Annotated in this window: 18 protein-coding genes; 7 read left to right on the top strand and 11 right to left on the bottom strand. The window is 65.4% G+C overall.

The window, feature by feature from the left end; all coding sequences use genetic code 11:
• The 8 genes from BM417_RS46370 to BM417_RS46335 form a co-directional block, all read right to left on the bottom strand.
• The coding region (locus BM417_RS46370) for a transposase (RefSeq protein WP_407656193.1) at nt 1–254 on the bottom strand (254 nt) is incomplete at its 3' end.
• A gap of 74 nt (nt 255–328) precedes the next feature.
• Nucleotides 329–1,549 carry a hypothetical protein gene (locus BM417_RS46365; protein ID WP_143139127.1) on the bottom strand — a complete coding sequence of 407 codons (1,221 nt, stop codon included), beginning with the start codon at nt 1,547–1,549 and terminating at the stop codon, nt 329–331.
• Nucleotides 1,550–1,812: 263 nt separating this feature from the next.
• Nucleotides 1,813–3,339: a serine/threonine-protein kinase gene (locus tag BM417_RS46360; protein WP_093606503.1), complete on the bottom strand. Its 1,527-nt coding sequence runs from the start codon at nt 3,337–3,339 to the stop codon at nt 1,813–1,815.
• Nucleotides 3,340–3,416: 77 nt separating this feature from the next.
• On the bottom strand, nt 3,417–3,572 hold the full coding sequence (locus BM417_RS48400) for a hypothetical protein (RefSeq protein ID WP_177321002.1): 156 nt from the start codon (nt 3,570–3,572) through the stop codon (nt 3,417–3,419).
• A gap of 362 nt (nt 3,573–3,934) precedes the next feature.
• On the bottom strand, nt 3,935–4,147 hold the full coding sequence (locus BM417_RS49750) for an integrase core domain-containing protein (protein WP_245822896.1): 213 nt from the start codon (nt 4,145–4,147) through the stop codon (nt 3,935–3,937).
• Nucleotides 4,148–4,259: 112 nt separating this feature from the next.
• A complete protein-coding gene (locus tag BM417_RS49745; protein ID WP_093606500.1) occupies nt 4,260–4,613 on the bottom strand; it encodes an integrase core domain-containing protein in 354 nt (117 codons plus the stop codon).
• Between the two features lie 329 nt (nt 4,614–4,942).
• A complete protein-coding gene (locus BM417_RS49740) occupies nt 4,943–5,257 on the bottom strand; it encodes a hypothetical protein (protein WP_245822894.1) in 315 nt (104 codons plus the stop codon).
• Between the two features lie 109 nt (nt 5,258–5,366).
• The gene (locus tag BM417_RS46335) at nt 5,367–6,305 is read right to left on the bottom strand and encodes an endonuclease/exonuclease/phosphatase family protein (RefSeq protein ID WP_093606499.1); all 939 of its coding nucleotides are present in this window, start codon (nt 6,303–6,305) and stop codon (nt 5,367–5,369) included.
• A 679-nt stretch (nt 6,306–6,984) separates the two neighbouring features.
• On the opposite strand from BM417_RS46335, the gene BM417_RS46330 reads away from it, so the two are divergent.
• A complete protein-coding gene (locus BM417_RS46330; RefSeq protein ID WP_177321001.1) occupies nt 6,985–7,863 on the top strand; it encodes a pentapeptide repeat-containing protein in 879 nt (292 codons plus the stop codon).
• Between the two features lie 360 nt (nt 7,864–8,223).
• Here the strand turns inward: BM417_RS46330 and BM417_RS46325 are convergent, their stop codons facing one another.
• Nucleotides 8,224–9,738: a hypothetical protein gene (locus tag BM417_RS46325; protein ID WP_143139126.1), complete on the bottom strand. Its 1,515-nt coding sequence runs from the start codon at nt 9,736–9,738 to the stop codon at nt 8,224–8,226.
• 161 nt (nt 9,739–9,899) lie between these two features.
• On the opposite strand from BM417_RS46325, the gene BM417_RS46320 reads away from it, so the two are divergent.
• Genes BM417_RS46320 through BM417_RS46305 form a run of 4 tightly spaced genes read left to right on the top strand, consistent with a single transcriptional unit; the run spans nt 9,900 to nt 15,202 of the window.
• Nucleotides 9,900–11,696, top strand: coding sequence for a S8 family peptidase (locus BM417_RS46320; protein ID WP_177321000.1), 1,797 nt, complete (start codon nt 9,900–9,902; stop codon nt 11,694–11,696).
• The gene (locus BM417_RS46315) at nt 11,693–12,253 is read left to right on the top strand and encodes an RNA polymerase sigma factor (RefSeq protein WP_245822892.1); all 561 of its coding nucleotides are present in this window, start codon (nt 11,693–11,695) and stop codon (nt 12,251–12,253) included. The genes BM417_RS46320 and BM417_RS46315 overlap by 4 nt, the downstream gene beginning before the upstream one ends.
• Entirely contained in the window at nt 12,243–12,704 is a 462-nt protein-coding gene (locus tag BM417_RS46310) for a hypothetical protein (protein WP_093606495.1), read from the top strand. The genes BM417_RS46315 and BM417_RS46310 overlap by 11 nt, the downstream gene beginning before the upstream one ends.
• A complete protein-coding gene (locus BM417_RS46305; protein ID WP_245822890.1) occupies nt 12,701–15,202 on the top strand; it encodes a CHAT domain-containing protein in 2,502 nt (833 codons plus the stop codon). The genes BM417_RS46310 and BM417_RS46305 overlap by 4 nt, the downstream gene beginning before the upstream one ends.
• Nucleotides 15,203–15,306: 104 nt before the next feature.
• On the opposite strand, the gene BM417_RS46300 is transcribed toward BM417_RS46305, so the two are convergent.
• Complete coding sequence (locus BM417_RS46300) at nt 15,307–16,389, bottom strand: integrase core domain-containing protein (RefSeq protein WP_093606494.1); 1,083 nt, start codon at nt 16,387–16,389, stop codon at nt 15,307–15,309.
• Between the two features lie 87 nt (nt 16,390–16,476).
• On the opposite strand from BM417_RS46300, the gene BM417_RS46295 reads away from it, so the two are divergent.
• The gene (locus BM417_RS46295) at nt 16,477–17,145 is read left to right on the top strand and encodes a DUF5753 domain-containing protein (protein WP_093606493.1); all 669 of its coding nucleotides are present in this window, start codon (nt 16,477–16,479) and stop codon (nt 17,143–17,145) included.
• Between the two features lie 502 nt (nt 17,146–17,647).
• Entirely contained in the window at nt 17,648–19,687 is a 2,040-nt protein-coding gene (locus BM417_RS47450) for a hypothetical protein (protein WP_143139125.1), read from the top strand.
• Nucleotides 19,688–20,337: 650 nt separating this feature from the next.
• Here the strand turns inward: BM417_RS47450 and BM417_RS46285 are convergent.
• A complete protein-coding gene (locus BM417_RS46285; RefSeq protein ID WP_143139124.1) occupies nt 20,338–23,754 on the bottom strand; it encodes a carboxypeptidase-like regulatory domain-containing protein in 3,417 nt (1,138 codons plus the stop codon).
• Nucleotides 23,755–23,862 lie beyond the last annotated feature (108 nt).

Below are 23,862 nucleotides of genomic sequence, written 5' to 3'. Positions count from 1 at the left end.
GCGAGCAGGTTCTCGTGCAGCCGCTGCCAGACGCCGGCCTGGTGCCAGTCCCGCAACCGACGCCAGGCGGTCATGCCGGAGCCGAAGCCGAGTTCCTGGGGCAAGAACTCCCACGGGATGCCGGTGTAGAGCACGAACAGGATGCCGCACAACACCTTGCGGTCATCGAGCCGCTTGCGGCCCGGATGGTCCGCGCGACGCGGGACCACCGGGAGCAGTGGCTCGATCCGCGCCCACAACTCGTCGGACACGATCCAGGGAAGCTGCTCGCCCTTCCTCACACCGTGATCAACACACCGATGATCAAACCTATTCCAAGATCATTCTGTTAGGAGTTCTTAGCCTGCTCATGTCCCGCCACCGCACGCACCTTTGCCACCAGCATCCCGATCCTGGCCGGCGAATTGTCGACTGTGAGACCGGCCTTCAACTGATCGAGCACGACCTTGTAGTAGTAGCGATCGGTGTCGAGCGGATCTCCTTTCAGGACCACTCGGCCTACCTTGAGCACGACGTCGTCGGTCGGCTCTGACTGCTTGACAGCTCCGACGGCGAGCGCCCGTATGTTGCGATCATCGGGTTGAGCGGAATAGATGTCGCTGACCAGGACGTTGCCAGCCGCCCCCAGGCGGACCGCCGTGCGGATGAGCTCGAACCCGGCAACCAACTTCTGCCCAGGGTCCCGCAGCTTCTTCACATCAGCGAGTACGAGCTTCAGCAGCGACACCAACTCTTCGGGCTGCGCCTGCGCGAAGTGCTCGGTAAGACCGGCCGGAGGCCACGGAGCGCCCGGCTCGGGCGGAGTGATCACGCCCGCCGCGTGCAGAGGAAGCAGCCAGGTCGGATCGCGCAACTCGGTGAAGAACAGCCGCAAGTGATGCGGGGTCGAAGCCAGCGACCGGAGGCGCTCGATCTGGTCTTCTCCTTGCCACTGCTCCGCCGCAAGTTCACGCACGGCCGTGACGACCGTGTCCGGAGGCGTGAACATGCGCACGAACCACGCGATCGCGCGTTCGTAGAGCTCGGTCGCGTCCGCGAACGCCGTGCTCGAGTGCAGCGCTCCCGCAGCGTGATTGCGCAGCCTGCCGTACTCGATGACCGGATCGAGAAAACCGGAGAGTGGCCCGATGCCGGCCTTTCGCTCGAGATAGCCGATCAGCTGCGAGGCACGGTACGAGTTTCGCTCACGCTTCTCCAGCTCTCGGCGTAGCGCGAGCTTCAGCTCTTCGAGCGACGTGTCATTGTCATTTTCTGGATGCCGAACTTGGTCCTCGTATCGATCGAGAGCGGCCAGCGCCACGGCTGGTCCTCCCTCCGCGGGCTGCTCGCCTGATACCACGCCGTCGAACGCTTCTCGGATGTTGTACATAGCGCTCTCGGCAAGTCTCAGCCCAGTCGTGTCGCGCATCGCCCAAGCCAGCATCTCTGCGGCTGTCCGCAAGGCTGCCACGACCTTGAGGCCGCGGCTTCCCAGCTCGGCATGAATGCGCTCGACCACCTCTGGCGGCAACTCTGATGAGAACGGCTCTCCACCGAAGGTTGTCGACATGCTTTCAGTGTCACCTCAGGCCGGGCCTCTCGGTCGTACGACGCGCCCGCCGGTCCACATGTACCGCAGCTCAGCCTGTATCTGCAGAGATCTGGCACCCCACAGGTCGGCGGCTACCTCAGTGCCCGACTCCAACCGCGGATGCCCGAACTCTTACTATCGTCGCCCGCTCGGCGCCAATATCTGAACCCGCCCGTTTCGTGAGAACGAAGCGGGCCGAGAGATGGTCCAAGGTATCGCTGTTGCGATACGGGGAGGCGTCGTCAGTTCTTGCGCCAGCTGCCGTCCGGCGACCGGTCGGGCATGTGGCTGGGGTGCCGCAGCTGGCCGCTCGCGCCGTCGCCGAACCATCCGCCCCACCGGGTCACGAACTCGTCCATGTCACCCACGCTCAGCGGGGTGAACGGCCACGCCAGCTGCCACTCGGCCATGCCAGGGCCGATCGCCGAGGCCGCCGCCTGACTGGGGTCTATCGCGAACGGATTGAGCCGGCCGCGTCGAGGAATCAGCGACATGACCATGAACGCCGTCTCGAACCACTGGAAGTGGCCGGTCTCCTGGGCATCGCAGTACCACAGCGAGTGCTGACGGCCCTCGTACTCGAACCGGTTCGGCGGGATCCGGATGGTGACCTCGCCGTGCGCGATCACGCTGAACGGTGCCGGCCAGTTGCCCCATGGGTTCGCCGAGGTCGCTGTGGCGCCGGAGATGCTGAGCACGGCGGTACCCAGATTCAGCGCCCAGCCGTCGCCGATCGAACGCGCCTCCGCCTCGGAGAGGGTCTGGTCGAGTGCCCTGCCGTCACCGATGAGGCGCACCTGCCTCGCCGTGGGGGCGGAATCGAGCACGGCCTCCTTGAACATCGCCGACACGCGGTCCAGCCTCGCCTTGGCCGCGGCGAAGAGCTCCTGCCTGCTCTCCGCTTCCGTGCGAGCCCGTGACGCGTCACGGGCGGCTTCACCGCGGCGAACGGCCTCGACTCGGTTGGCTTCCTGCAGACGAGCCAAGCCACCGGCGGGCACCTGCTGCTCGATCTTCGCCAGCCTGGTCACCACGTTGGCCGGCCTCGGACGAGCCGCCGCAGCCTTGGTCAAGCACTCCTCCACCAGCGCCGCCAGCAGCGCCGGAACAGCCTCCAGGTGGGCTGGTGTCTCCTCGAGGTGCTGACGGCGGACCTCTCCGTCGGACCCGGTGAACGGCCTTTTGCCCGCCAGCAGTTCGTAGGCGATCACACCGAGGGAGTAGACGTCGGCCGCGTTCGTCGCGGTCTCACCACGCCACCGTTCCGGCGCGGTGTAGGGCTTCGAGCCCTTGTCCTTGTAGGTCACCGTCGCGGTCGCTGCGTCGGCGTACCGGGCAATGCCGAAGTCCGCCAGGCACCAGCGGCCCTCCAGCAGCAGCACGTTCTCCGGCTTGAGGTCGCGGTGCACCACACGGCCGTCCAGATCGGCCAGCGTCTCGGCGATGTCGGTCAGGATCGCCACCGCCTCGGCCGTGTCGAACGGCCCGCCGTGCTCGTCGAGGTGATCTTTGAGGGATTTCTGCGCGCGGGGCATCACCAGCACCCAGTGGTCCTCGGTCTCGCCCTGGTCGATCATGGGCACGACGTGCCGGACACCGGACACGTCGTCGCCGAACAGCGCCTCGCGCTCCGCGCCTGGTTCTTTCGGGACGAGCTTCGCGGCGGCCTGGTCGCCGTTCGCCGACGTCGCCTCGAAGACCTGGCCGTAGCCGCCCTTCCCGATCCGATCTCCGATCGACCACTCATGGTCGCGAAGCTTGACCTGCATTGGCACGACTTCCTGCTCTCGACGAACTGAAAGCGGTAACGCTACCGGGGAGCACCGACACATTCGAACGGGCGACATCACGCCTCGGAAGAGGGGGTTCTGCCCACCGTGGGCAGGGCCATGACGGTGGCTCCGGGACCGTCGGGCGGCGCACAGACGCGGTGCATCTTGGCAAGCATGGTGGCGACGAGGCGGAGCAGTTCGACGCTGGGGTCCCCGAGTCGAACGATCATTCAGGACACGCTAGTCAGTAGGCTGGTCAACGCGTTCAACGTAGAGCGGCGTAGCGACGATGAGCCTCGTCGGCTGCTTCACGACGGCCGTGACACGAGCGTAACCGGCCATCCAAGCCGCGGTGATCGTTGGCATGGCAAGCAGACGATGGATACGGACGAGGTCCTGTTCGTACGTCTCCGAAAACTGGTCGCCGCGGCAAGTCAGCGGCCGCGGATCCATGCCGCCTAGTTGCGCAGGCTCACGAGCGACGGCCCAGTTGAGGAACCGCTTGAGCGTGCCCTCGCGCCTGTCGGGTGCCAAAACATGGCTCAACGTGCCTGACCTGCGGATCACGCTTATGCAGGTTCGTCCTCGTTGATCAAGCCGCCAAGCACTCGCCGACGACATACGGATCTACAGCCTGGGTCTCCGGTCGGGTGATCGGGTTGTAGTGGGATACGTAGCGGAACAGCACTGACGTCAGGTGCCGCTGGTTGACGAACAGCAGCCGGTCGGTGAGCTCTCGTCTGACAGTGCCGACAAACCGTTCCGCGTGGCAGTTAGCCCGCGAACACCTCGGCGGGATCTTCACAACATCAATGCCGGCGTCCGCGAGAACCGAGCCGAACAAAGACGAGATACAGCAGTCGCAGCGCCACACCCACGATCATGCCTGCAGGATGACAGAACCTGATCACCGCAGGTCAGCGTGTGGCTGCAGAGTTCTGGCACCCCACAGGCTCTCTGGTCGGGTGATCAGGTCGTGGCGCCGTATGGTGCAGCGCTCGATGTGGTCGCCGGTGGTTGTAGTAGGAGACGTAGCGGTTCAGCACTGACGTCAGGTGCCGCTCGTTGATGATCAGCAGCCGATCCGTGACCTCGCGTCTAACAGTGCCGACAAACCGTTCCGCATAGCTGTTAGCTCGCGGACATCGCGGTGGGATCTTCACAACGTCGATGCCGGCGTCCGCGACAACGGAATCGAACGACGCCGTGAACTGGCCGGCCCTGTCACGAACCAGGAAACGAAACTTGCCGGCCCGGTCACCCAACTCCATGAGGAAGTTGCGAGCCTGCTGCGTGGTCCACGGACGTCAGGGTTAGAGGTGGTTCCGAGGACATGGACATAGCGGTGCCGATCTCCATCACGAAGAACACGTACACCCGCCTCAAGGTGACCACGCAGTCGACATGAGCACGCAGAAACCGCCGCCACGACGTGTCGGAGTCACGAGTCGGCGAAGGCGGAATCCGAAGCCGCTTCAGCACACGACGAACAGTCGACGCGGACGTCCGATGACCAAGCTTGAGCAGCTCACCTTGGATACGACGGTAACCCCAGCCCGCGTTCTCCCGCGCCATCCGCTCGATCAACGCCACCACGGTCTCATCGGCCTGTGGTCGACCAGTCCGGTTCGGGTAAGTCCACTTCTTTGCGACCAACCGCCGATGCCACCGCAACACCGAGCCCGGAGACACCAACCGGTGCTCCCGCAGCCATACCGGTAACCGCCCGCGTCAACATGGCCAGCACCGCGCGATCAGCCCAATCCAACCGCGGACGACGATTGACACGACGCAACACCGCGACTTCGTGCCGCAACACCAGCAACTCGACGTCCTTGGCCGCCGAGGACCGGCCGAGCAGAACCAGCCAGCCGCCCAGCCGAACAAGGATGAGGTACAGCAGTCGCAGCGCCACGCCTACGATCATGCCTGCAAGACGACAGAACCTGATCACCGCAGCTCAGCGTGTGACTGCAAAGTTCTGGCACCCCGCAGGGTTCCTGCCCGTTTGCCATGACGCCACCTCAGATCTCGAACGTTGCTACCACAGGCGCGTGGTCCGAGCCGAGCTCTCCCTTGCGCGCCAACGGATTTTCGGTGACCGACGGCAACTCGTGCGTGATCTTCGTCCGGACCTGCGGCAGCGAGTGGAGGAGCGCGTGGCTCGCGAAGATGTGATCGATCAGCTCACCGCGGCCGCGGAACCTGCGGGAGAACCGCTCGTCCTCCGGCAGGCACGGCGCCAGGTTCCACAGCCGCTGGGCGTCGCCGCCATCCGGACGGTCGAAGCCTGTGGTGCCGATCTCGGAACCGGTGGGGCCGTTGAGGATCTGCGTGGTCGCGGCGGTGACCTCGTCATTGAGGTCGCCCAGCACGACGACCGATCCGCCCGCGGTGAGGAAGCCGGTCGCGAGTTCACGGACGGCGACAGCCTCGGCGGCGCGGCGGTAGAGAGCGTAGGCGCCGAACCGGGCCCGCTCGCCCTCGTTCTTCGGGCTGAAGCGGCCGCCAGGAAACGACAGCAGCTTCGACTTGAGGTGGCAGGTGATGATCGTGATGCTCACTCCGGGCGTGGGTTCGACCGTGATGGCGAGTGCGCCTCGGCCCAGTTCGGCGGACGGCTTCGCCGGGCTGTCACCTACCTGTACGGGTGATAGTCCGACGGGTAGCGTCTTCGTGTCGCTGACGACCTCGAACGGAAGGCGACTGAGGAAGCCGACGCGGATGCCGCGACTGTCCGGATGCTGCGAGGTCACGGTGTGCCAGCCACTGCCGGCCGCCGTGACGAGGTCGGCCAGCGCCTCGGGATCGCCGACCTCCTGCACCGCCAGGACGTCCGGCTCCATCGCCGTGATCGTGTCGGCGAGGGACGCGAGCTTCGCTTCGTAGCTCGGTTGGTCCTTCGGGCCGTCCCCGCCGGGCAAGAACAGGTTCTCGAGGTTCCAGGTGGCGATCGTGACCATGTGCGCCTCCGGTGGCGAGCCGTGTACCTCCTTCTCGTTTACTCAGTTTGCGTAGTTACAGTTAACATCCGAATGTTCTAATGGCGACTCGTCCGGGCGGGCCGGCTCGTCGGCGATCACGTCAGCCAACTCGGGGTCGTTGCGCGGTTCGCGAGGCACGTCCACACATACCCATGAGCGGACGTTGGCGGCCGGTGCCGGCGCGCGAGCGATGAGCTAGTCGCGCAAGGACGCCAGATTCGAGCGAACGACTTTCATTGTTGGATGCTCATGGCCAAGCACTCAATCGCGGTTGGCGAGGGCAGCCTCGTACAGCGGGATGGCCCGGCCCAGATCACCCCGCCTGGTAGGCGCCCGCGAGATTGTTGCGGGAGTTCAGCGTACGCGGGTGGAGCAGTTGTTCTAGTTGTTGACCGACGGCCGACGTCCGGCGTGCGCGGCTGAGTAGCTCCACGAACGCGCGACCAAAGACCCTGGCTCTCAACAAATGTTGAGATCAAGATCAGTAGACGTGCGCCCTATTCCTGTCCACCGCCGCCGTCGGGGTATACGACGGCCCACCACATCCGGCCAGAGCCGCCGACGCCCCCGGCAGCCCGCAGAGATCGCGACGCTGATCACCTCGATCGCGGCGTTGGTCACGGCGGCAACCGCGCTAACAGCGGTCGGGTACACAGCTGTGACGGTCAAGACCGCGCAGGATCAAGTCGTTGTGGCACAACAAGGACAACTCAATGACCGCTTCATTAGGGCGGTAGAGCAACTCGGCCCAGACAGTGCGGGAGGCTCCGCCGAACGTCGTATCGGCGCGATCTACGCACTGGAGCACATCGCCCACGACGCCCCGGTCGAACAACCCGCAACAGTCGAAGTCATCAGCGCGTTTGTGCGCAGCCACGCGCCCCGAACCGGCTCACCATGCCCAGCGATCCCGGCGACCGACGTGCAGACGGCGCTGAGCGTGCTGGCCCGCCGCAGGACACTCGAAATCGACGCGCGCCCAGACCTGAACAACACGTGCCTCAAGGGTGCGAACCTCAACACTAGGCAAGTGTTCGTCGGACGTGGCGGCGACCAAGTCCGCCGCGACGCGCTGCTTGAAGACACGATCCTCACGAACGCCGACCTCACGAACGCAAACCTCAGCGATGCGAACCTCAAACGTGCCAACCTCAATGGCGCCATCCTGACTGGCGCGTACCTGGTCGGCGCCAAACTCGGCCACGCGAATCTCGGACGCGCGGACTTGACCGACACGAGTTTCCTGTTCGCCGACCTCAGCTACGCACACCTCGCCGACGCGACCATGGTCAGGGCGGGCGTCGCCAAGGCGGATCTCACCGGAGCGAATCTCACCGGCGTGAATGCGGATCAAGCGATCTTCAACGAGGCGAACCTGACCGGAGCGGACCTCACCGCCGCCATCCTGACAGGAGCAGTTCTGGCCAGAACGAATACGACCCGCGCCAACTTCACCAAAGCGGACCTAATCGGGGCGGACCTCCGAAGCGTAGACCTCACAGACACGATCCTCACCGAAGCGAAGCTCCCTCAATAGTCAACGTCCGCATGTGCCGATGAACGAACGTTGGCGTCGGGCAGTGGCACCGCCGCCACGGCCATCACCCGGTTGGTGGCCGGTCACCGGCCGCCAACCGGGTGGCCGGTGACCGGTCCCACGACCGCACCCTCCGATCGTGGCTGCCGGTGGCGAGCAGGGTGCGGCAACAGCTCTTCGTGACAACCTTCCTTCGCCCGTAAGGCGGAACGCGAAGTCGAAACGAAGGAGCAGGTCCGCCTGCGCGTCGACATGATCGCTCCGCGAGGCGGCAACGAGTTCGAACTGGCGGGCACGGCGACGGACTCGATGTAGCCGAGTACAACGGATCGGCAGCCGATCAATCAACGCCAAGTCAAGTCATGTGACCTGAACGTGGCTGTCGATCGCAGCTTCCGAGCGGCGCAGTCCGTCAAGAAGCCTCGGCAGCTCGTCCGCAGCTGCGGCGAACTCCCTCAACTGGGCCACGTGCTCGTCCACCGCGAGCTGAACACCGTTGTGCACCAACGCGTTGATGTCCGGCAAGTCTTGGTCGCCGCCGAGCGCACGGTCGAAGGCGTCGTGGTAGTGCTTGACCACGCCACCGATCACCACGTCGTCCGGCGGCCACGGCACCTTGGCCCGGTGCTCGACGGGCACGTGGAACGGCCAGGTGAGCTCGGTCAGCAGGCACTGACCGGCGTGGCCATCGAGCACGTCGACTGCGGTCCGGCCCAGCACCGGTATCCGGTGGCCCTTGACCATCTGCACGGCGGGGTGGGTCGCGAGCGTCCACCAGAACCAGCACCGCATGCGGTGCCGTAGCGCTGGCGGGGACAGCCACACGGCGAGGTTCACGTAGAAGTCCGCGATGGCGTCGCGCACTGGTCCGGCGGAGAAGCCGCGAAGGTTCACGTTGAAGTAGTGGTGCCATGTCGTGTCCGCGACGATCCGGCCGACGGAGGCCGGCGTGCCGTCGTAGGCGCTGACGAGCTCGTAGGTGCGAGCGAACCGCTTGTCCGTGCCGAAGGCGACGACCTCGGGTAGAAGCTGACCATGCGGGCCGGATGGCCATTCGTCCTCCGGGTAGCTGGCGGGGAATGCGAGCGCGCCCTCGTGCATGTGGTCGGGGAACACCTCGATCGGGCCGGACCGGCCGCAGAACAACGGGTGCGGGCGGTGGCGGACAGGCAGCCACGGCCACGGTCGGCCGATCGGGTACGGGGTGAGCCGGATCCGTTGCGGGAACGCGTCGTCCTGCAGCGTCAGGTTGTCCAGCGGCGTGCCGAGGCCGTCCGGTACCTGGGTGTTGTGCGTGAACCGTGGGTCCGTGGACGGGTCCGCGCTGGGCAGGCCCTCCCAGCGGCGCAGCCGGCCCGCTCGCGGCACCCGGTGTCCGAGTGCCCTGCCGAGGTTGAGCAGCGGGTCGAGACCGGCATCGGTGGCGTCGCCTGGCCGTGGGTTGGCGTGGTCGCCGGTGATCAGCACACCGCCCTGAGCGGCTGGGCCCATCCAGTCGTCCAGGGCCGCGACTTCGGCGTCAGTGAGCTCGTTGTGCGGTGCCGAGCTGCGGTCGCACTGCTCGAAGCCGAAGAGCCACACCTGGTCGTAGTTCCGGAGCAGGTCGGTGGTGAGCAGGTTCTTCGCGTGCCCGCCCGCGTGGCGGTCCAGCACGTCGATGTCGAAGTTCGCGTGGAACGTGTTGTGCGAGACGATCAGGTCCCTCAGCTGCCGCAGACCGAAGTCCGGGGCGAGCTCGAAGTTCACCTGCGGATGGTCGGTGTAGCAGAGGATCCGCACGGTCGGTTTCGGGCAGTACCAGGGAAACCACGGGTGGCCGCGGCTGGGGACGAGCACGTTGCCGTCGTAGGTGGCGGCTGTCTGTTCGGTCGTCACGGCGGGCTCCTCACTGTCGTAGGTGCTGACGAGTGCGCCGCGACCGCCTTCCGGATACATGAGGCCGACGTGACGGCATCGTGACCGAATGGATGAATCCGCGCGTTCGTTGTAGCGCTCTCGGTCGTACAGGCGACATGCCCAACGCGGAGGTGCTTTCGATGACGATCAAGTTCCGCTGGCTCGACGAACCGCCCGACCTCTCCGGGGACACGTACGACGAGCCGCCACGATGGCCGGAGTGGCTGCTGCAACGCCATCGGGGGCGCATGTTGCTCCCGAGCGAGGCCGCACCCGCGGTCGGTGTGCCGGACCAGCCGGACCAGCCGGCGGAGCCCTTCGCCGTGCCTATCGAGTCCACGGCGTATCGCGCGGACACGTTGCTGATACCGAACGTCCTGCTCAGGAACCAGCCCCTGGTCTCTGCGATCCAGCAGGCCGCCGGGGTGGTGTTCCAGCTCCCACCGCCGCTCACCAAGGTGTTGCCCGCCGATCAGGCCGATCACCTCGACGAGATTCCCCGCCCTGTCGCGCTGACGCCCGCTGATCTCACCTCACCGGCCCTGGTCGACGCGTGGACCGCGCTCCGGCGCATCCGCAGCGCGGTCGGCAGGAACGAGCTGAGGTGGCAGGACGGCAAAGGCAACGAGGTCACTCCGTCGCTTGAACAGCGGAAGTGGCTGCTGGAGGTTTCGCTGGACCACCTGCTCCTCGGCGCGTACGGCGGTGTCCCGGTCTGGGAACAGGACGACGTGCCGGGACAGGCACCGTCCGGCGGATACCGCCCGGAGGGACGTCACCCGATCGCCGCGCTCGTCGGCCTGCCGAAGCGCGACGAAAGCGAGGTCTTCGTCATGGCCGACGGCACGAAACGGCGGCCGGTCGTGGCGGTGCTGGACACCGGCGTGCGGGACCACCCGTGGTTCGTGGTTCCCCTGGAGGTCATCAAGGACGGGGGCTCCGAGAGCTTCCTGCACCTGTCCGTCCCCACTCAGGAGGCGCTCAAAGCGCACCAACCGGTGGTGGCAGGCCTGCCGCACACGAACGTGTTGTTCGATTACCACGACGTGCCGATCTTCGCCGAGGAGCTCTCCGACCGGGTCAACCGGGCGGTCGGCCACGGCACTTTCATCGCTGGCCTGATCCACCAGCACGCACCGGACGCCGATGTCCTCTCGTTGCGCGTGATGCGCTCGGACAACGTGGGCTACGAGAGCGACGTGCTGCTCGCGCTGTGGCTGCTGGTGGACCGCGTCAAGCTGGCGCAGCGCGACCCGGCGAACGCCTGGGAGATGATCGACGTGGTGTCGATCTCGCTCGGCTATTACCACGAGACGTGGCGGGCAGAGAAGCTCGCCAGACTCAGCGCGGTGATCAAGGAGTTGACGTCGCTGGGTGTGGTCGTGGTCGCCGCCGCGGGCAACGACTCGTCGCGCCGGCCGTTCCTTCCCGCCGCCATCGCGAGCCTCACCACCTCCCTGCCGCTCGTGGTCGGCGTCGGCGCGGCGAACCCCAACGCGACGACCTCCTGGTACAGCAACGGTGGCGCGTCGGCGAGCGCCGAGGCACCAGGAACGTGCGTGGTCAGCATCTTCCCGCCGGACATCGACGGTTCGCGCAGCCCTTCGGACAAGGCTGCCAGCGACGGCAGGCAGTCGGTCGACGAGGACAGCTTCAGCAGCGGCTTCGCGCTGTGGAGCGGCACGTCGTTCGCCGCACCGGTGCTGGCCGCGGCCGTGGCCAGGAAACTGGTCGAGATCGGAGCCTCGACCGAACTGACCCAGCAGGCCACGGTGGACAGGGCTCTAGCGGCGTTGCGGAGGCTCGCCGGGACGAGCCTGATCGCCGAGTTCAACGACCTCGACGCGCGAATCAAGCTGGCTGGCAAGGACCAGAGCGAACGCAGGTCGAAGCTCAAGAAACGGTTGAAGGACGAGAAGAAGTCAGTCGACCAGTGAACAACGAGCGGATGGGCCGGTTGCTGGAGGCGGCGCGGGCCGGGGACCGGGAGAGCCTGAACGAACTGGTCCGCGAGCTCACCCCGTTGCTGTGGCACGTCGCCAGGGCACAGGGACTCGACCGCGAGTCCAGTTCGGACGTCGTGCAGCACACGTGGCTGACGCTGCTCAGGTCCATCTCGGACATCCGCTCGCCGGCCGCGCTCACGGGGTGGCTCGTCCAGGTCACGAAACGCGAGGCCTGGCGGGTCGCCCGGCGGGCGCGGGCCGAGGAACCGGTCGACGGCGCGGAGTTCATCGAACTGCTCGACCGGTCCCCCACCCCGGCGGACCTGGCCACGACCGCCGAGACGCACCAGGAGCTGTGGGCCGCGTTGGCCCAGCTTTCCGAGCGATGCCAGGAGATTCTGCGTGCGATGGCGTTCCTGCCGGAGTTGACCTACACCGAGCTCAGTGCATTGCTGAACATCGCACGCGGCAGCATCGGACCGATGCGGGGACGCTGCCTCGTCCGGTTGCGCGCGTTGTTGAAGGGTGGTGTGCGCGATGAACGCTGACCGTCCGTTCGACGCGGTAGACCTCGAGATGCTGCGGCAGCTCCGCGGGGCCTGGACCGAAGCCGACCCGGCGCCGACGGACCTGGTCGCGACCGTCCACTTCGCACTCGAACTGACCTCCGGTACGGAGGAGATCATGCGGGCCGTCGAAGAACACGCGCTGCCCGTGGCGAAGGGGGACGACAGCACCAGGACGATCACATTCGACGGTACCGAGCTGATCGTCATGGTCAGCATCGCGCCCGCCGCCGGCGCCACGGCGCGGATCGACGGCTGGCTCACACCTGCCGGTGTTCACCAGATCGAGCTGCGCCTCCAGGACGGCCTGCTGCGCACGTCGTCCGACGACGGCGGCCGGTTCGCGTTCGACCGGGTGCCGTGGGGACTGGTGCAACTGGTGGTGCGCGCGGACGACACCGTTCTCGTCACACCGGCAATGGTCCTCTCGTGAACGCTCGGGCACAGGCCTTGCACGGCCGCGGGCTGGCCGCGGCCGTGCGAGGCCAGCCCAAAGAGGCGGTGCGCCTGCTCAGGTCAGGTCTGCGCGCACTCGGCGAACCGGCCGACGCGGTGGAGCGCTCGCTCGCCGCCAAGCTGCTCGCCAGCCTGGCCGCCGCCGAAGTGCACCTGGGCGACCACGCGGCCGGGTTCGCACTGCTCGATCAGGCGGAAACCCTCGCCGCTCCAACGGAAGCAGGCGTGATGTGCAATCAGCGCGGCCTGCTCCTGATGATGGTGGGCCGGTTGGACGAGGCGCAGCGGTACATGGACGAGGCGGTGCCGTTGCTGCGGGCCGCCGACAACCGGACGTCATTGGCGCGAGGGTTGCTGAACCGTGCGATGCTGCATGATCTGGCAGGCCGCGTGCGGTTGGCGTTGACCGACCTGGACGCGTGCGAACGAGTGGCCCAGGCGGCTGACCTGCCCAGGATCGTGGCGAAGGCTCAGCTCAACCGCGGGCACTGCGAAACGTTGCTGGGCGACATTCCGGCCGCGCTGCGCTCGTTTGACGTGGCACGGTCCGGCCTCGCGGCACACGCGCCGGACCTGCTGGCGTCGCTGGCCGTGGATCGGGCACGCGCGTTGCTCGTCGCCGGTCTCGCCAGGGAGGCGGCCACAGAGCTCGACGCCGCGCTCGCGGTGCTGGCGGACCGCCGTCCCACCCACGAACGCGCGGAGACGGAGCTGGTGAGAGCCCAGACCGCCCTCGCTCAGGGCGAGCTCACCGTGACCAGGCAGTGGGCCCGCCGGGCGGAGCGCAGCTTCCGCAGGCGCGGCAACCAGGCGTGGGCGGAGCTGGCCGTGCTGACTCGGCTGCGTGCCGAGTTCCTCGCGGGTCGCAGCCGTGCGAGTCTCCTCGATCAAACCTGCGCACTCGCGGACCGCTTGGCCGAACTGGCGTTGCCGTACGACGCCGAGCACGCCGAACTGCTCGCCGCCGCCATTTGCGTTGCGCTGAAGCGGTTCGCGGAAGCCGAGGACCACCTGGCCGCACGCCAGACCGGCAGCCCGACCACGGAGACGAAACTGGCGCGCCGGCTCGTCAAGGCCAGGCTGCAAGCCGCTCGCGGCGCGGTCCCCCACACGTACGCGGAGATCAGGGCAGGGCTGACGGTCCTGCGTCAGCACCGCGAACGGTTCGGGAGCATCGACTTCCAGACCGGGTCGGCCACACTGGGCGTGAGGCTCGCCGAGCTCGGGCTTTCGGTCGCCCTGCGCCACAGCGCGCCGTCCGTGGTATTCAACTGGCTGGAACGCTGCCGTGCCCAGGCTTTCCGGTTGCGTCCCGTGTTCCCCACCGCCGACGACGAGACCACAGACGCGGTTGCACAGCTGCGCAGGTGCGCGCTGGAAGCACGAACAGCCCAACTGACCGGCTCCCGCGACCTCGCGCTGGAACAGCGGTGCGCCGAGCTGGAACGCTCCATCCGGTCTCGTGGCTGGACCGTGCGAGGCAAAGGCACGCACACTCCGGTAGCCTTCCTCAGCGACGTCGTCGACGCGCTGCGCGGGGCAGGCAGCACCCTGGTCACCTTCGTGGCAGACGGCCCGCGGCTGCGTGCCTTGGTCGCCGACCACCGCGCGCCCCGGCTGATGGACCTGGGTGACCTCGCTGTCGTGAGGGAGGCCGTCATCCGCCTCCGCAGCGATCTGGACGCCTTGTGCGGCAGACGACTACGTCCCGCACTGGCCCAGGTCGTCAAGGAATCCACCTACCGCCAGCTCGCCGTGCTGGCCGACAGCCTGATCCGCCCGCTGCACCCCGTGCTCGGCGACCGGGAACTGGTCATCGTTCCGACCGGCCCGTTGTCCGCCGTGCCGTGGGGACTTCTACCGCAACTGCGCGGACACCCGGTCACGGTCGCACCATCCGCGACACAGTGGCTGGCCGGGCAGAGCGGCGGTCATGGCGCAGTGCGGCAACCACTACTCGTCGCCGGCCCCGACCTGCAACACGCAATGGCGGAGGTGGCCGAGATCGGCCGTGTCCTGCCGAACGCCACCGTCCTCAGTGGACCAGACGCCTCGGTGCGCCCAACGCTCGCCGCCGCCAACGGAAGAGATCTGGTGCACTTCGCCGCACACGGCCACCACGAGGAGGACAACGTGCTGTTCTCCCGCCTGGACCTGGCCGACGGGCCGCTGATGGCCTACGACGTCCACCAACTCGGCACCGCGCCGCACCACGTCGTCCTGTCGAGCTGCGACATCGGCCGCACGGTCGTCCGCTCCGGCGATGAGCTGCTCGGCTTCACCGCAGCCCTGCTCTATAGCGGCACCAGAACCGTCGTCGCCGGCGTGGCACGCTTGCCGGACGACGCGACCACCTCGGGGGTGATGGCCCGTTACCACCGCGGGCTCGTCCGGGGCGTCACGCCCGCCGCCGCGCTGGCCACTGCGGTAGCGGATGCACCGTTCATGCCGCTGGTCTGCTTCGGCAGCGGATAGCACCGTCCAGATCGGACGGCGGCCGGGCTGCTGGCTCTCGTAGTGTTCTCTTGGCGGTCGCGAAAGTCGGCGACCTGTGCCGCTCGAAAAGTCATCGCTGCACGTCATGCGGCGTATCTGTACTCGTTGATGAGTCCACCGATGATCCGGGTGCGCAGCAGTCTTCGGGCGCCGAGGTCACCTGCCGTGGCAGGCTGCGCTTCGGCCTCGGGTGGTAGCTGGTTGCGGGACTGATGAGGCCGATGCGTGTTGTAGTGCATCCGGTAGGCGGCAAGGACTTGCCGCGCGTGGTCCTCTCCGATGATGAGGACGCGGTCGAGGATCTCGCGCCGGATGCTGCCGATGATCCGTTCGCAGTGGGCGTTCATCCGGGGCGCTTGCGGCGCACTTTTGATCACCCGCAGTCCCTCGGCTTGGAAGACGGTGTCGAACGTCTTGCCGTATTTGCCGTCGCGGTCGCGTAGCAGGAAGCGCAGGGACTCCATCGGCGTGCCGAGGTCGGCGGCGAGGTTCCTGGCTTGCTGCACCGTCCACGCCTGCGTCGGGTGGGTGGTGACGCCGGTGATGTGCAGGCGCCTGGTGCCGTGTTCGAGAAACACCAACGCGTACAGACGCCTGCCGAGCGCGGTGTCGATGTGGAAGAAGTCCGCCGCGATGATGCCCTCGGCCTGGGCGGTGAGGAACTCACGCCATGTCGGGCCGGATCGCCGTGGTGCCGGGCCGATTCCTGCGGCGTTCACGATCTTCCAGACCGTCGAGGCGGCGATCCGGTGGCCGAGTCGGGCTAGTTCGCCTTGGATCCGCCGATGTCCCCACCGCGGGTTCTCTGCTGCGAGCCGGAGCACGAGCGTTTTGATCGCTGCTGGGGTGCGTGGGCGTCCGGTTCGTCGTCGCGCGGTGTAGTCCCACTTCCAGGCGATGAACCTGCGATGCCAGCCCAGCACCGTGCCGGGCGTGACCGGGAAGACCTCGCGCCAGCGCGATCGAGGTATCAGCCTGGATAGCGTGGCGAACCAGAATCGGTCCGCCGGCTCGTAGTGGACCGGACCGGCCAGCTGTCGACGAAGCACGGTGTTCTCGTGCCGCAGCTCGAGAAGCTCCGCGTCCTTCTCCACCTCACCGCGGAGCAGCACCGACGCGGCGGACAGCAACTTCCAAGTCGCCTTGTACAGCAGGGACACGGTCACTTGAGCATGCTCTCAGCCTGGGAGAGATGCGCTGCCACGCTGCAGTGACGACTTTTCGAGCGGCACACCTCCGCAGTCGTCGACATCATGGCGCTGGGCTACGTCTACAAGGTGCCTACACCTGAGTGGCAGTTCGTGACGTCGCAGGCGCAGCACGCCGGGGACCTACGAGCGTTCCAGCAGCCGCAAACGGCAATCTTCGACCCGGCCGAGGACTTCCCTCTGCTGATCGCTGAGGCAACACGACTCCGAACATTCACCGCAGACACAGTGCCGACCGTCTTCCAGCTGGCCGACTACACCACGGCAACTGTGCGGTGGGACGACCCGGCTAAAGCAGCCCGACTCTCTCGCGTCAGGGAGACGTGGTTGACCCGATCCAGCGACAACGATCCTCTTGCCGTCGAGGCCGTCTTTCCGGAATCGGTTCTGCGACAGGTCGTGGGCGGCAGGCGCGTGCTGAAGGCACAACTGCTTCACCTCATGGAGGTGAGCGAGCTGCCGAAAGTCAGCCTTCGAGTGATACCGAACTCGACTGGCGCACATCCCGCAATGGGTTGTCCCTTCAGCTGGTTGGGCTTTCCTCATCGACGGCACAACGACGTGGTGTACACAGAGACGTTCCTGCGCTCCGAGTACCTCGAAAACTACGACCAGGTAGAACAGGTGGCGGAACGATTCATTGCGTTACAGACCTTGGCGCTCAATGAAGACGACACATTAGAACTCATCGCTGAAGCCGCCGTGCGTGTCTAGCCGACGCTGTCTGTCTTCTGGCGTTGCTCGCGGGTCGGCTTGGCGCAGCGTCACAGTGCCCTCGATCCTGCCTAGCCTACAACCTCCGCCGCCTCCGGGACGATCTCCTCCAAAGTTCTGTCAGTTGCACTGCGAGCGAGCTTGTCCACAAGTGTGGGGTCCATTCCGTTGATCTTCCCTGCCGACACGCAGGCCACACGCGTGCGATCCGCCAGTTAGCTCATCTGCCGTGATTGAATGTCCTATGGCTACTAGAGGACGTACGAAGCGCGCTGCCAGGCGAAACCGGAATGCAGTACCCGCGCCAGTAGCCACAGACGGTAATCCCCAAGAAGCGCCGAGTGAGGATGATCTATCGGCCGCTCAGGAGAAAATGCTTGCCAGCCTGAAGCATAGAGCGCCAGAGCTAAGAGCTCGCCAAACCAAAGCCAGAGATCGTCTTCTTCAAATACTGAATGAAGTCGACTCGGTAGCCCTCGTGTCACGCGCAAGCATGACATACTTGAGCTTCGACCCAAATACATTCCGCGAATCAGATAGCAGCAGCTCACCTGCCCATATTGAATACCTTGCACTGCAGGCGCTAGGCGCAGCCTGGCCGCGGCGAGATAATATTGAGCCGGAAGAATCGCTAGAGCTAACAAACGAAGCACTCTCCCTCGTGCGAGAGATATTTAATGACGAGCACGCTCTGCTTTCGATCGGATTGCTCGACAAAGCGGGCGCCAATCCAGACAAGTCCAACGAGCTGGAGTACGCCCATCGAGCGCGCCTCCAATCTCTTTCCGTGCGCTCTTCAGGATATGCCGAATGTGTAATCAAAGTCTTCACGGAGGTTTTTGATCCATTCAACAGAGAAATAGAGTCCATACTAGGATTCAGCGCGATTGACGTCGCCATCATTGCTCAAGCGATGGGACCATTGCTTAACTCTAGGCTCGAACAGCGTCAAGATGAAATACAGAAGAAGTACGACGACATTGAACGCAAGATAAAGCGAGCCAGAAGAGGAAAGACTACGCCGGGGTTCTCACCTTCCCCAGAGCTGCTTCAGGCGTCGTGGCCGAAAGTGCAGGCCCACTTGAGGTTCAGCTACGTTGCCGAGCTATTCGCGCACCCGTGCGAGCTATTCGCATACACGCCAGAAGATCTCTCAGAATACTGCAGCATAAGCGTCGAATCTTGCGAAGCTTTTCTCATCGCGTTCAGCTGCGAGCCGTCCGAGTTCAATGAACTCCATCACGCTCTGCCTGGTGGTGCACACCCGTTGACGGAAAGTCCTATTATTCAAGTCAACGAAGGATATATCGTTCCCGTCATCGGCACGATCCACGACACATTGCGCCCTCGCCTTGAGGACCTAATTAGAAACAGTAGTCCAAAACTCTGGGAGAAGTATCTCCGGTTTCGAGGAAAGTACCTAGAGAGCAAGTCCGTAGAACTTCTTTCAAAGGCGCTTCCCGGCACACAGTCGTGGCAGGGAATAAAGTGGCAGTCACCGACGGCAAACAGTGAGCTAGACGGCCTGGTCGGCACCGACTCTTTTACAATCCGAGTTCAGTGCAAGGCCGGAAGGCTAAGTGCGCCAACTCGACGCGGGGCTATAGATAGAATGCGTCGTGACATTGGCGCTCTAATTCAGTCGGCCGCTCACCAGCACGAGTTGCTGGCTACGGCCTCGGAAGAATCAAGCTATGCGGATCTAGGATTCTCGGATTCACAGGCCGCAGCTTTGGAAGCGCCCATCCAGATCGAATCTATAGTTTGCCTCGATGATGTAACGGTATGGTCTACCCTTACGGGCGAGCTTGCCAAAATAGGCTTGATATCAGATACCCGTCCAATCCCGTGGGTGCTTTCTCTTACGGATCTACTAGTTGTGGTTGAACTTCTTGATGGAACGTCCCTTATCCACTACCTTCTGCGGCGCCACCGACTCGAACGCGACGGCCGAATCACCGCGCACGACGAACTCGACTGGGTCGGCAATTACATTTCCGAAGGGCTGTATTTCGACTGGGCCTTTAATTCACCCGAGCCTCCTGACCGGATCTTCCTGACGACCTACACGGAGGAGATTGATTCGTGGTACTTCTGGCGAGCTGGCCATAGATCTGTCGTCACACCGAAGCCGGAGCAGCCTATCCCTCCGAGTCTACTTAGGTTTATCCGCAGACTTGAGGTCGAGCGGCCGGCAGGTTGGGTAATTGCCGCAATTGCGTTGATCAACGGTGATGATGAATGTCTCGATTTGTGGGAGCGCAACCTTAAGGTCGTGAATCAGAAGATTAGTGAGAACGGCTGGACGAACGCGACACAGACCTTTAAAGAGCGTTTTGGCGTCACCTTGTTCTTTGATAGAAGGCTCGGAGTGCCGGACGTAGAGACCCAGCTCCGCGAGTACTGCCTCATGAAGATGAAACAACTCGAACTGGCACACTGGGTTGGCGTTACAGAGAATCGCTCGGGCAAGCTTGTGGTGGGCCTGTTTTCGTCGACAGATTCGGATATCAGGGAGTTCATTCAACTGTTCACACACTAGTCTAGAATTAGGCGATAGCTAAAAGCTTCGCCGCAGAGCAGAGCGAGCGGGTGTCCTCAGCCGAAAGAACACGCGGCGAAGCGGACAGCCACGCAGCTTGTGGGGTGCCGAAACACGGCCGAACCGTCTGACCTGTGCTTCAGGCTGCTGCAGGTTCGTACTCGTTGATCAAGCCGCCGAGCACTCGCCGACGACGTACGGATCTACAACCTGGCCCTGCGATGGGATGATCCGGTAGCGGCGGAGTGTGATCCCGCGCTCTGCGTGGCCGTCGGTGGTTGTAGTAGGACACGTAGCGGTTCAGCACAGACGTCAGGTGATGCTCGTCCCGTTTCCAGCTTCGGCAGTAGACCCGACCCGCACACCGTGCCTCTCGTCAAGACCGCACTGACCGGCTCCGAACCTTCACCGCCGACCACGACCCCGAACTCATCTGGCGCCGTACCCGTGGGCACACTCGGACTTGCGGCGCTCGACGTCGCATGTTGGCACGTCTGGTCTCCCGCTTCCGGCAACGACTCGACGGAGCTCGATCGGTCCTTTCAGACGCCGAGAGAAACGGGCTCGCGTGAGTCAACGACGTGTTCCAGGGCGCTGCCCGCTGCTGATCGGCGAGATGCGGGGTCCGGCGAACGGCGGGCACTCGCTCCTCAGCGGACGCGCACGGAGTTCTTGTCGCCGAGTGAACCGGACGCTCGGTACAGGATTGCGTTGCCTCCGGTCGCGTAGATCGTGACGACTAGGTGGTCTTCTGCAGCCAGGCTGAGCCGGTCACCGTCGATGGCTTCGACCGTGAAGAGGTTCGTGGTGGTGACACCGTCGACTGTCACTGAGGCGACGCCCTTGAAGGTGGCGCGGGAGTCGTTGTCGTGGTCGATCACGAGCCACTCGAAGGAGTTCGCAGTCACGGTGAGGCGGTGGCAGTTGACGGGATTGGGGGTCGAGCACCGCGCTCCTGTCGCGTAGGTGAGGTGGAAGTCGTTGCGGGGGTCGAGGGCGCCGTTGCGGTAGTCGACGGTGAAGCCGTAGTCGGCGCTGTCGGTCTGGTTCTGCTGACTCAGGCCGGGCAGGACGTCGCCCGCGGCGAGGCTGGGCACCAGGTCTTTCTTGTTCTTGCCCGTGACACCCGAACCCGTGGGGTCGACGACAACGAGCATGGTCGTGGTCGCCGCGCTCCAGTTGCCGGCCACGTCGCGGGCGCGCACGCCGATGTCGTGCACTCCGGCGGGCAGCGTGGCACCGAGTGCCGTGGTCAGAACGCCGCCCGCGTGCGGGACCGGGATGGCGTTGCCCACGCCAGGATCGGCGCCAAGGAAGTACTCGCCTCTGTCCACTCCGGACAGCGTGTCGGTGACGGCAGCCGTGAGCGTCGATCCGGAGCTGATCGCTACCGGGTTCGTGCTCCACGTCGGCGTGGACACCGCCGGCGGTGTGCGGTCGATCGAGACGCGGTGTTCGCCGGTGGCGCAGTTCGCCGCCGGATCGCACGACTCTGGAGAGGACACAAGTTGATCGCGGCCTTCCAACTGCACCAGGGTCGCCGCGGGAATGGAAGGCGGTCCTGACGAAGGCATCGGGTCCGTGCTCAACCAGGTGATGGTGACGGGGGCGTTGTACCAGTCGACGACAGCCTGTCGGTCTGGCGTGCCGGTGACGACCGGTGTGACTCGGTCGAGCACGACAGTGGTCGCGGCCGAGACAGGCCCGGTGCCAGCGCTGTTCGCTGCGGAGACCGTGTACGCGTGGGTGCCGTCTGCCGCTGCGCTGTCGGTAAATGCCGTTTCTGTTGTGGTGCCTAGAAGAACACCGTCGCGGTTCACGACGTAGTGCGTCGCGTTCGTCGCCGCGCGCCACGAGAGCGCCGGCGCGGTATTGGTCGGACTAATGGCGGTCAACCCGGTGACGATGGCGGGTACCGGTGGCTGTTGCTGGAAGACGATGGTGAGAGCACCCGCGTTGGTGTCGACCGCAGTGGTGTTGCACTCGTTGAACGTCGCGAGCGTCACACAGATCTCACCTGGTGCGAAGGTCAGGCCGCGGAACGTGGTGGTGGAGAAGGTGCCCTGGGCATTGGTCTGCTCTTCGGCGGTGGATTCACCGCTGAACGTCAGCGGTTCACCGGGAACGAGCGGGAAGCCCTCGGGGAAGCGTCCGCGCATGGTGATCCTCGCACCAGGGATTCCGGCACCCTGGACGTCCTTGACGGTCACCGTGGCGCTGGTGGTGGCAGGCAGGCGCACCTCCTTGGTCATGTCCCCGGTCAGCGGGATTTCGGGGTGCTGGAACCGGAAGAAGCCAGGCAGATCGGGAACGCCGAGGGGGCCCATCGCGCCGCCGCCGTTGACGCTGAGCGAGTAGGTGCCGGGGTCCTTCGTGATGCTGAAGAATCCGCCGCTGTTGGTTTGCACGGATGCGCCGTAGACCACGTTCGCGTTGGGTACCGCGACACCGGCTGCGTCACGCACGGTGCCGGAGAAGGTGTAGGTGGGTGTCGGCGGTTGCTGGGTGAGCGTGAGGCTGGTGTCGTCGGCTGCGGTGATCTTGGGGCCGTTGCACACCTGGCTCGGGCTCACAGGAAACCTCGCGCAGATGCCGTTGCCGGCAGCCAGTTCGGTGCCGCGGAACACCGTGAAGCGCACGGTACCGGTCGAGTCCGTCCTCAGACTGCTCGTTTCACCGGACTGCACCGCCTGGTGACCCAGTCCGAGCAGCGGGTGGTCTGTCAGTGTGCCGGTGAAGTCGATCGGTATGTTCGCCGCGGGTGCGCCGGTCGCGCCGGTCACCTGCACGGTGACTGTGACGGTCGGCGGCAGGTTCACATCGGCGACCAGGTCGCTGGTCGTCAGATCGATCGCGTCGGACGGGCCGGAGAACGTGAAGAACTCGGGCAGCCCTGGCACCTTCAGCGGACCGGTGCCGCGGCTGCCACCTCGCACGGTGAGCCCGTACTCGGCCGGTGACCTGGTGATTGCGAACCGGCCGTCGGCGGGCGTGATGGCCGACCCGGAGCCTGCCGACACGACGATGTTGGGGACGGGTGCACCGGTCGCGGTGCGCACGGTTCCGGAGAACGTGTGGCTCGGCGGCGTGGGCTGGGTCAGCGTCACCGACACAGGGCCGTTGTCCGTGGTGACCACTGACGTGTTGCAGTAGGTGTCGACGAAACCGGGGACGGCGCGGACGCAGATGCTGCCGGCGGGATAGGTGACTCCGGTGAACGCCTGCAACCGGGCGAGCCCATTCGCCTGCGTGGTCGCCTCGGATCCAGTGCTGTCGAGGCGGTACGCCGGTGGGGCGTCGACTACGAAAGCGAAGCTCGTTCCTGGCGAGGACGCCCCTGTCGCGCCGACCGGCTTTCCGCCGACTGGGTTGCCCGTCGTGTCGAGCACGGTCACGTCGAGCGTGGTGGTCGGCGGCATCCGGAGGTTCCGCGTGACGTCCTGTGTGGTGAGGTCGAACGTCGGTGCGTTCGGTCCTGCCGAGATCACCGCGCCGTGGGGATAAGCCGGTACCCCGGAGACCATCAGCGCGAACAAACCCGAGGTCGCGGACAGGTTCTGGTAGCTGCCAACCGGGACGTCGACGCCGAACCCGCCAGGCACGCCCACATTGGCGTTCGACATGACGCCGCCCAGCGAGACCCGGAGGTTCTGCACCGCGAGACCCTCGTGCGTGGTGACCACACCGCTGAACCTGTGCGTCTCGGGCGTGGTGGGCGCGGCTACGAGCTGCACGTTGATCGTGAGATCACCGAGGACCTGCACGTCGCGTTGGACAACCGAGTTGAGTCCGCTGTCCGCAGGTGGCTCGAATCGGAAGTCGAAGACGCCGGTCTCGGTGGCAAGCGTGAACCGGCCATCGGGTCCCGTGAACGCGGGACCACTTCGAACGGACGTCGTGCCGGGGTCGAAAGCGGTCACCGACACGTCCGGTACTGGGACACCGTTCTGGGAGGTGACGATGCCGGAAACGACGGCGGACGAAGCTGCGGCCGAGGGCATCGCGGAGGCCAGGACGAGCGCCATCACGCAGAGCACGGCGCTGACAACGACATGGAACCGCGGCATCGCGATCGCCTTCTCTCGTACCCGAACCGTGTCCGCCATATCGCGGGCTTGGCGGGCAACGTGACGGGGCGGATCGGGAATCCCTCAGGTGGACCAGCACCATCGGCT

Origin of the sequence: Lentzea waywayandensis, from assembly GCF_900115955.1 — a bacterium.
In the GTDB taxonomy this organism is placed as follows: Bacteria; Actinomycetota; Actinomycetes; order Mycobacteriales; family Pseudonocardiaceae; genus Lentzea; species Lentzea waywayandensis.
The sequence above is the reverse complement of the archived record's forward strand: the minus strand, read 5'-3'. Positions and strand labels throughout refer to the sequence as shown.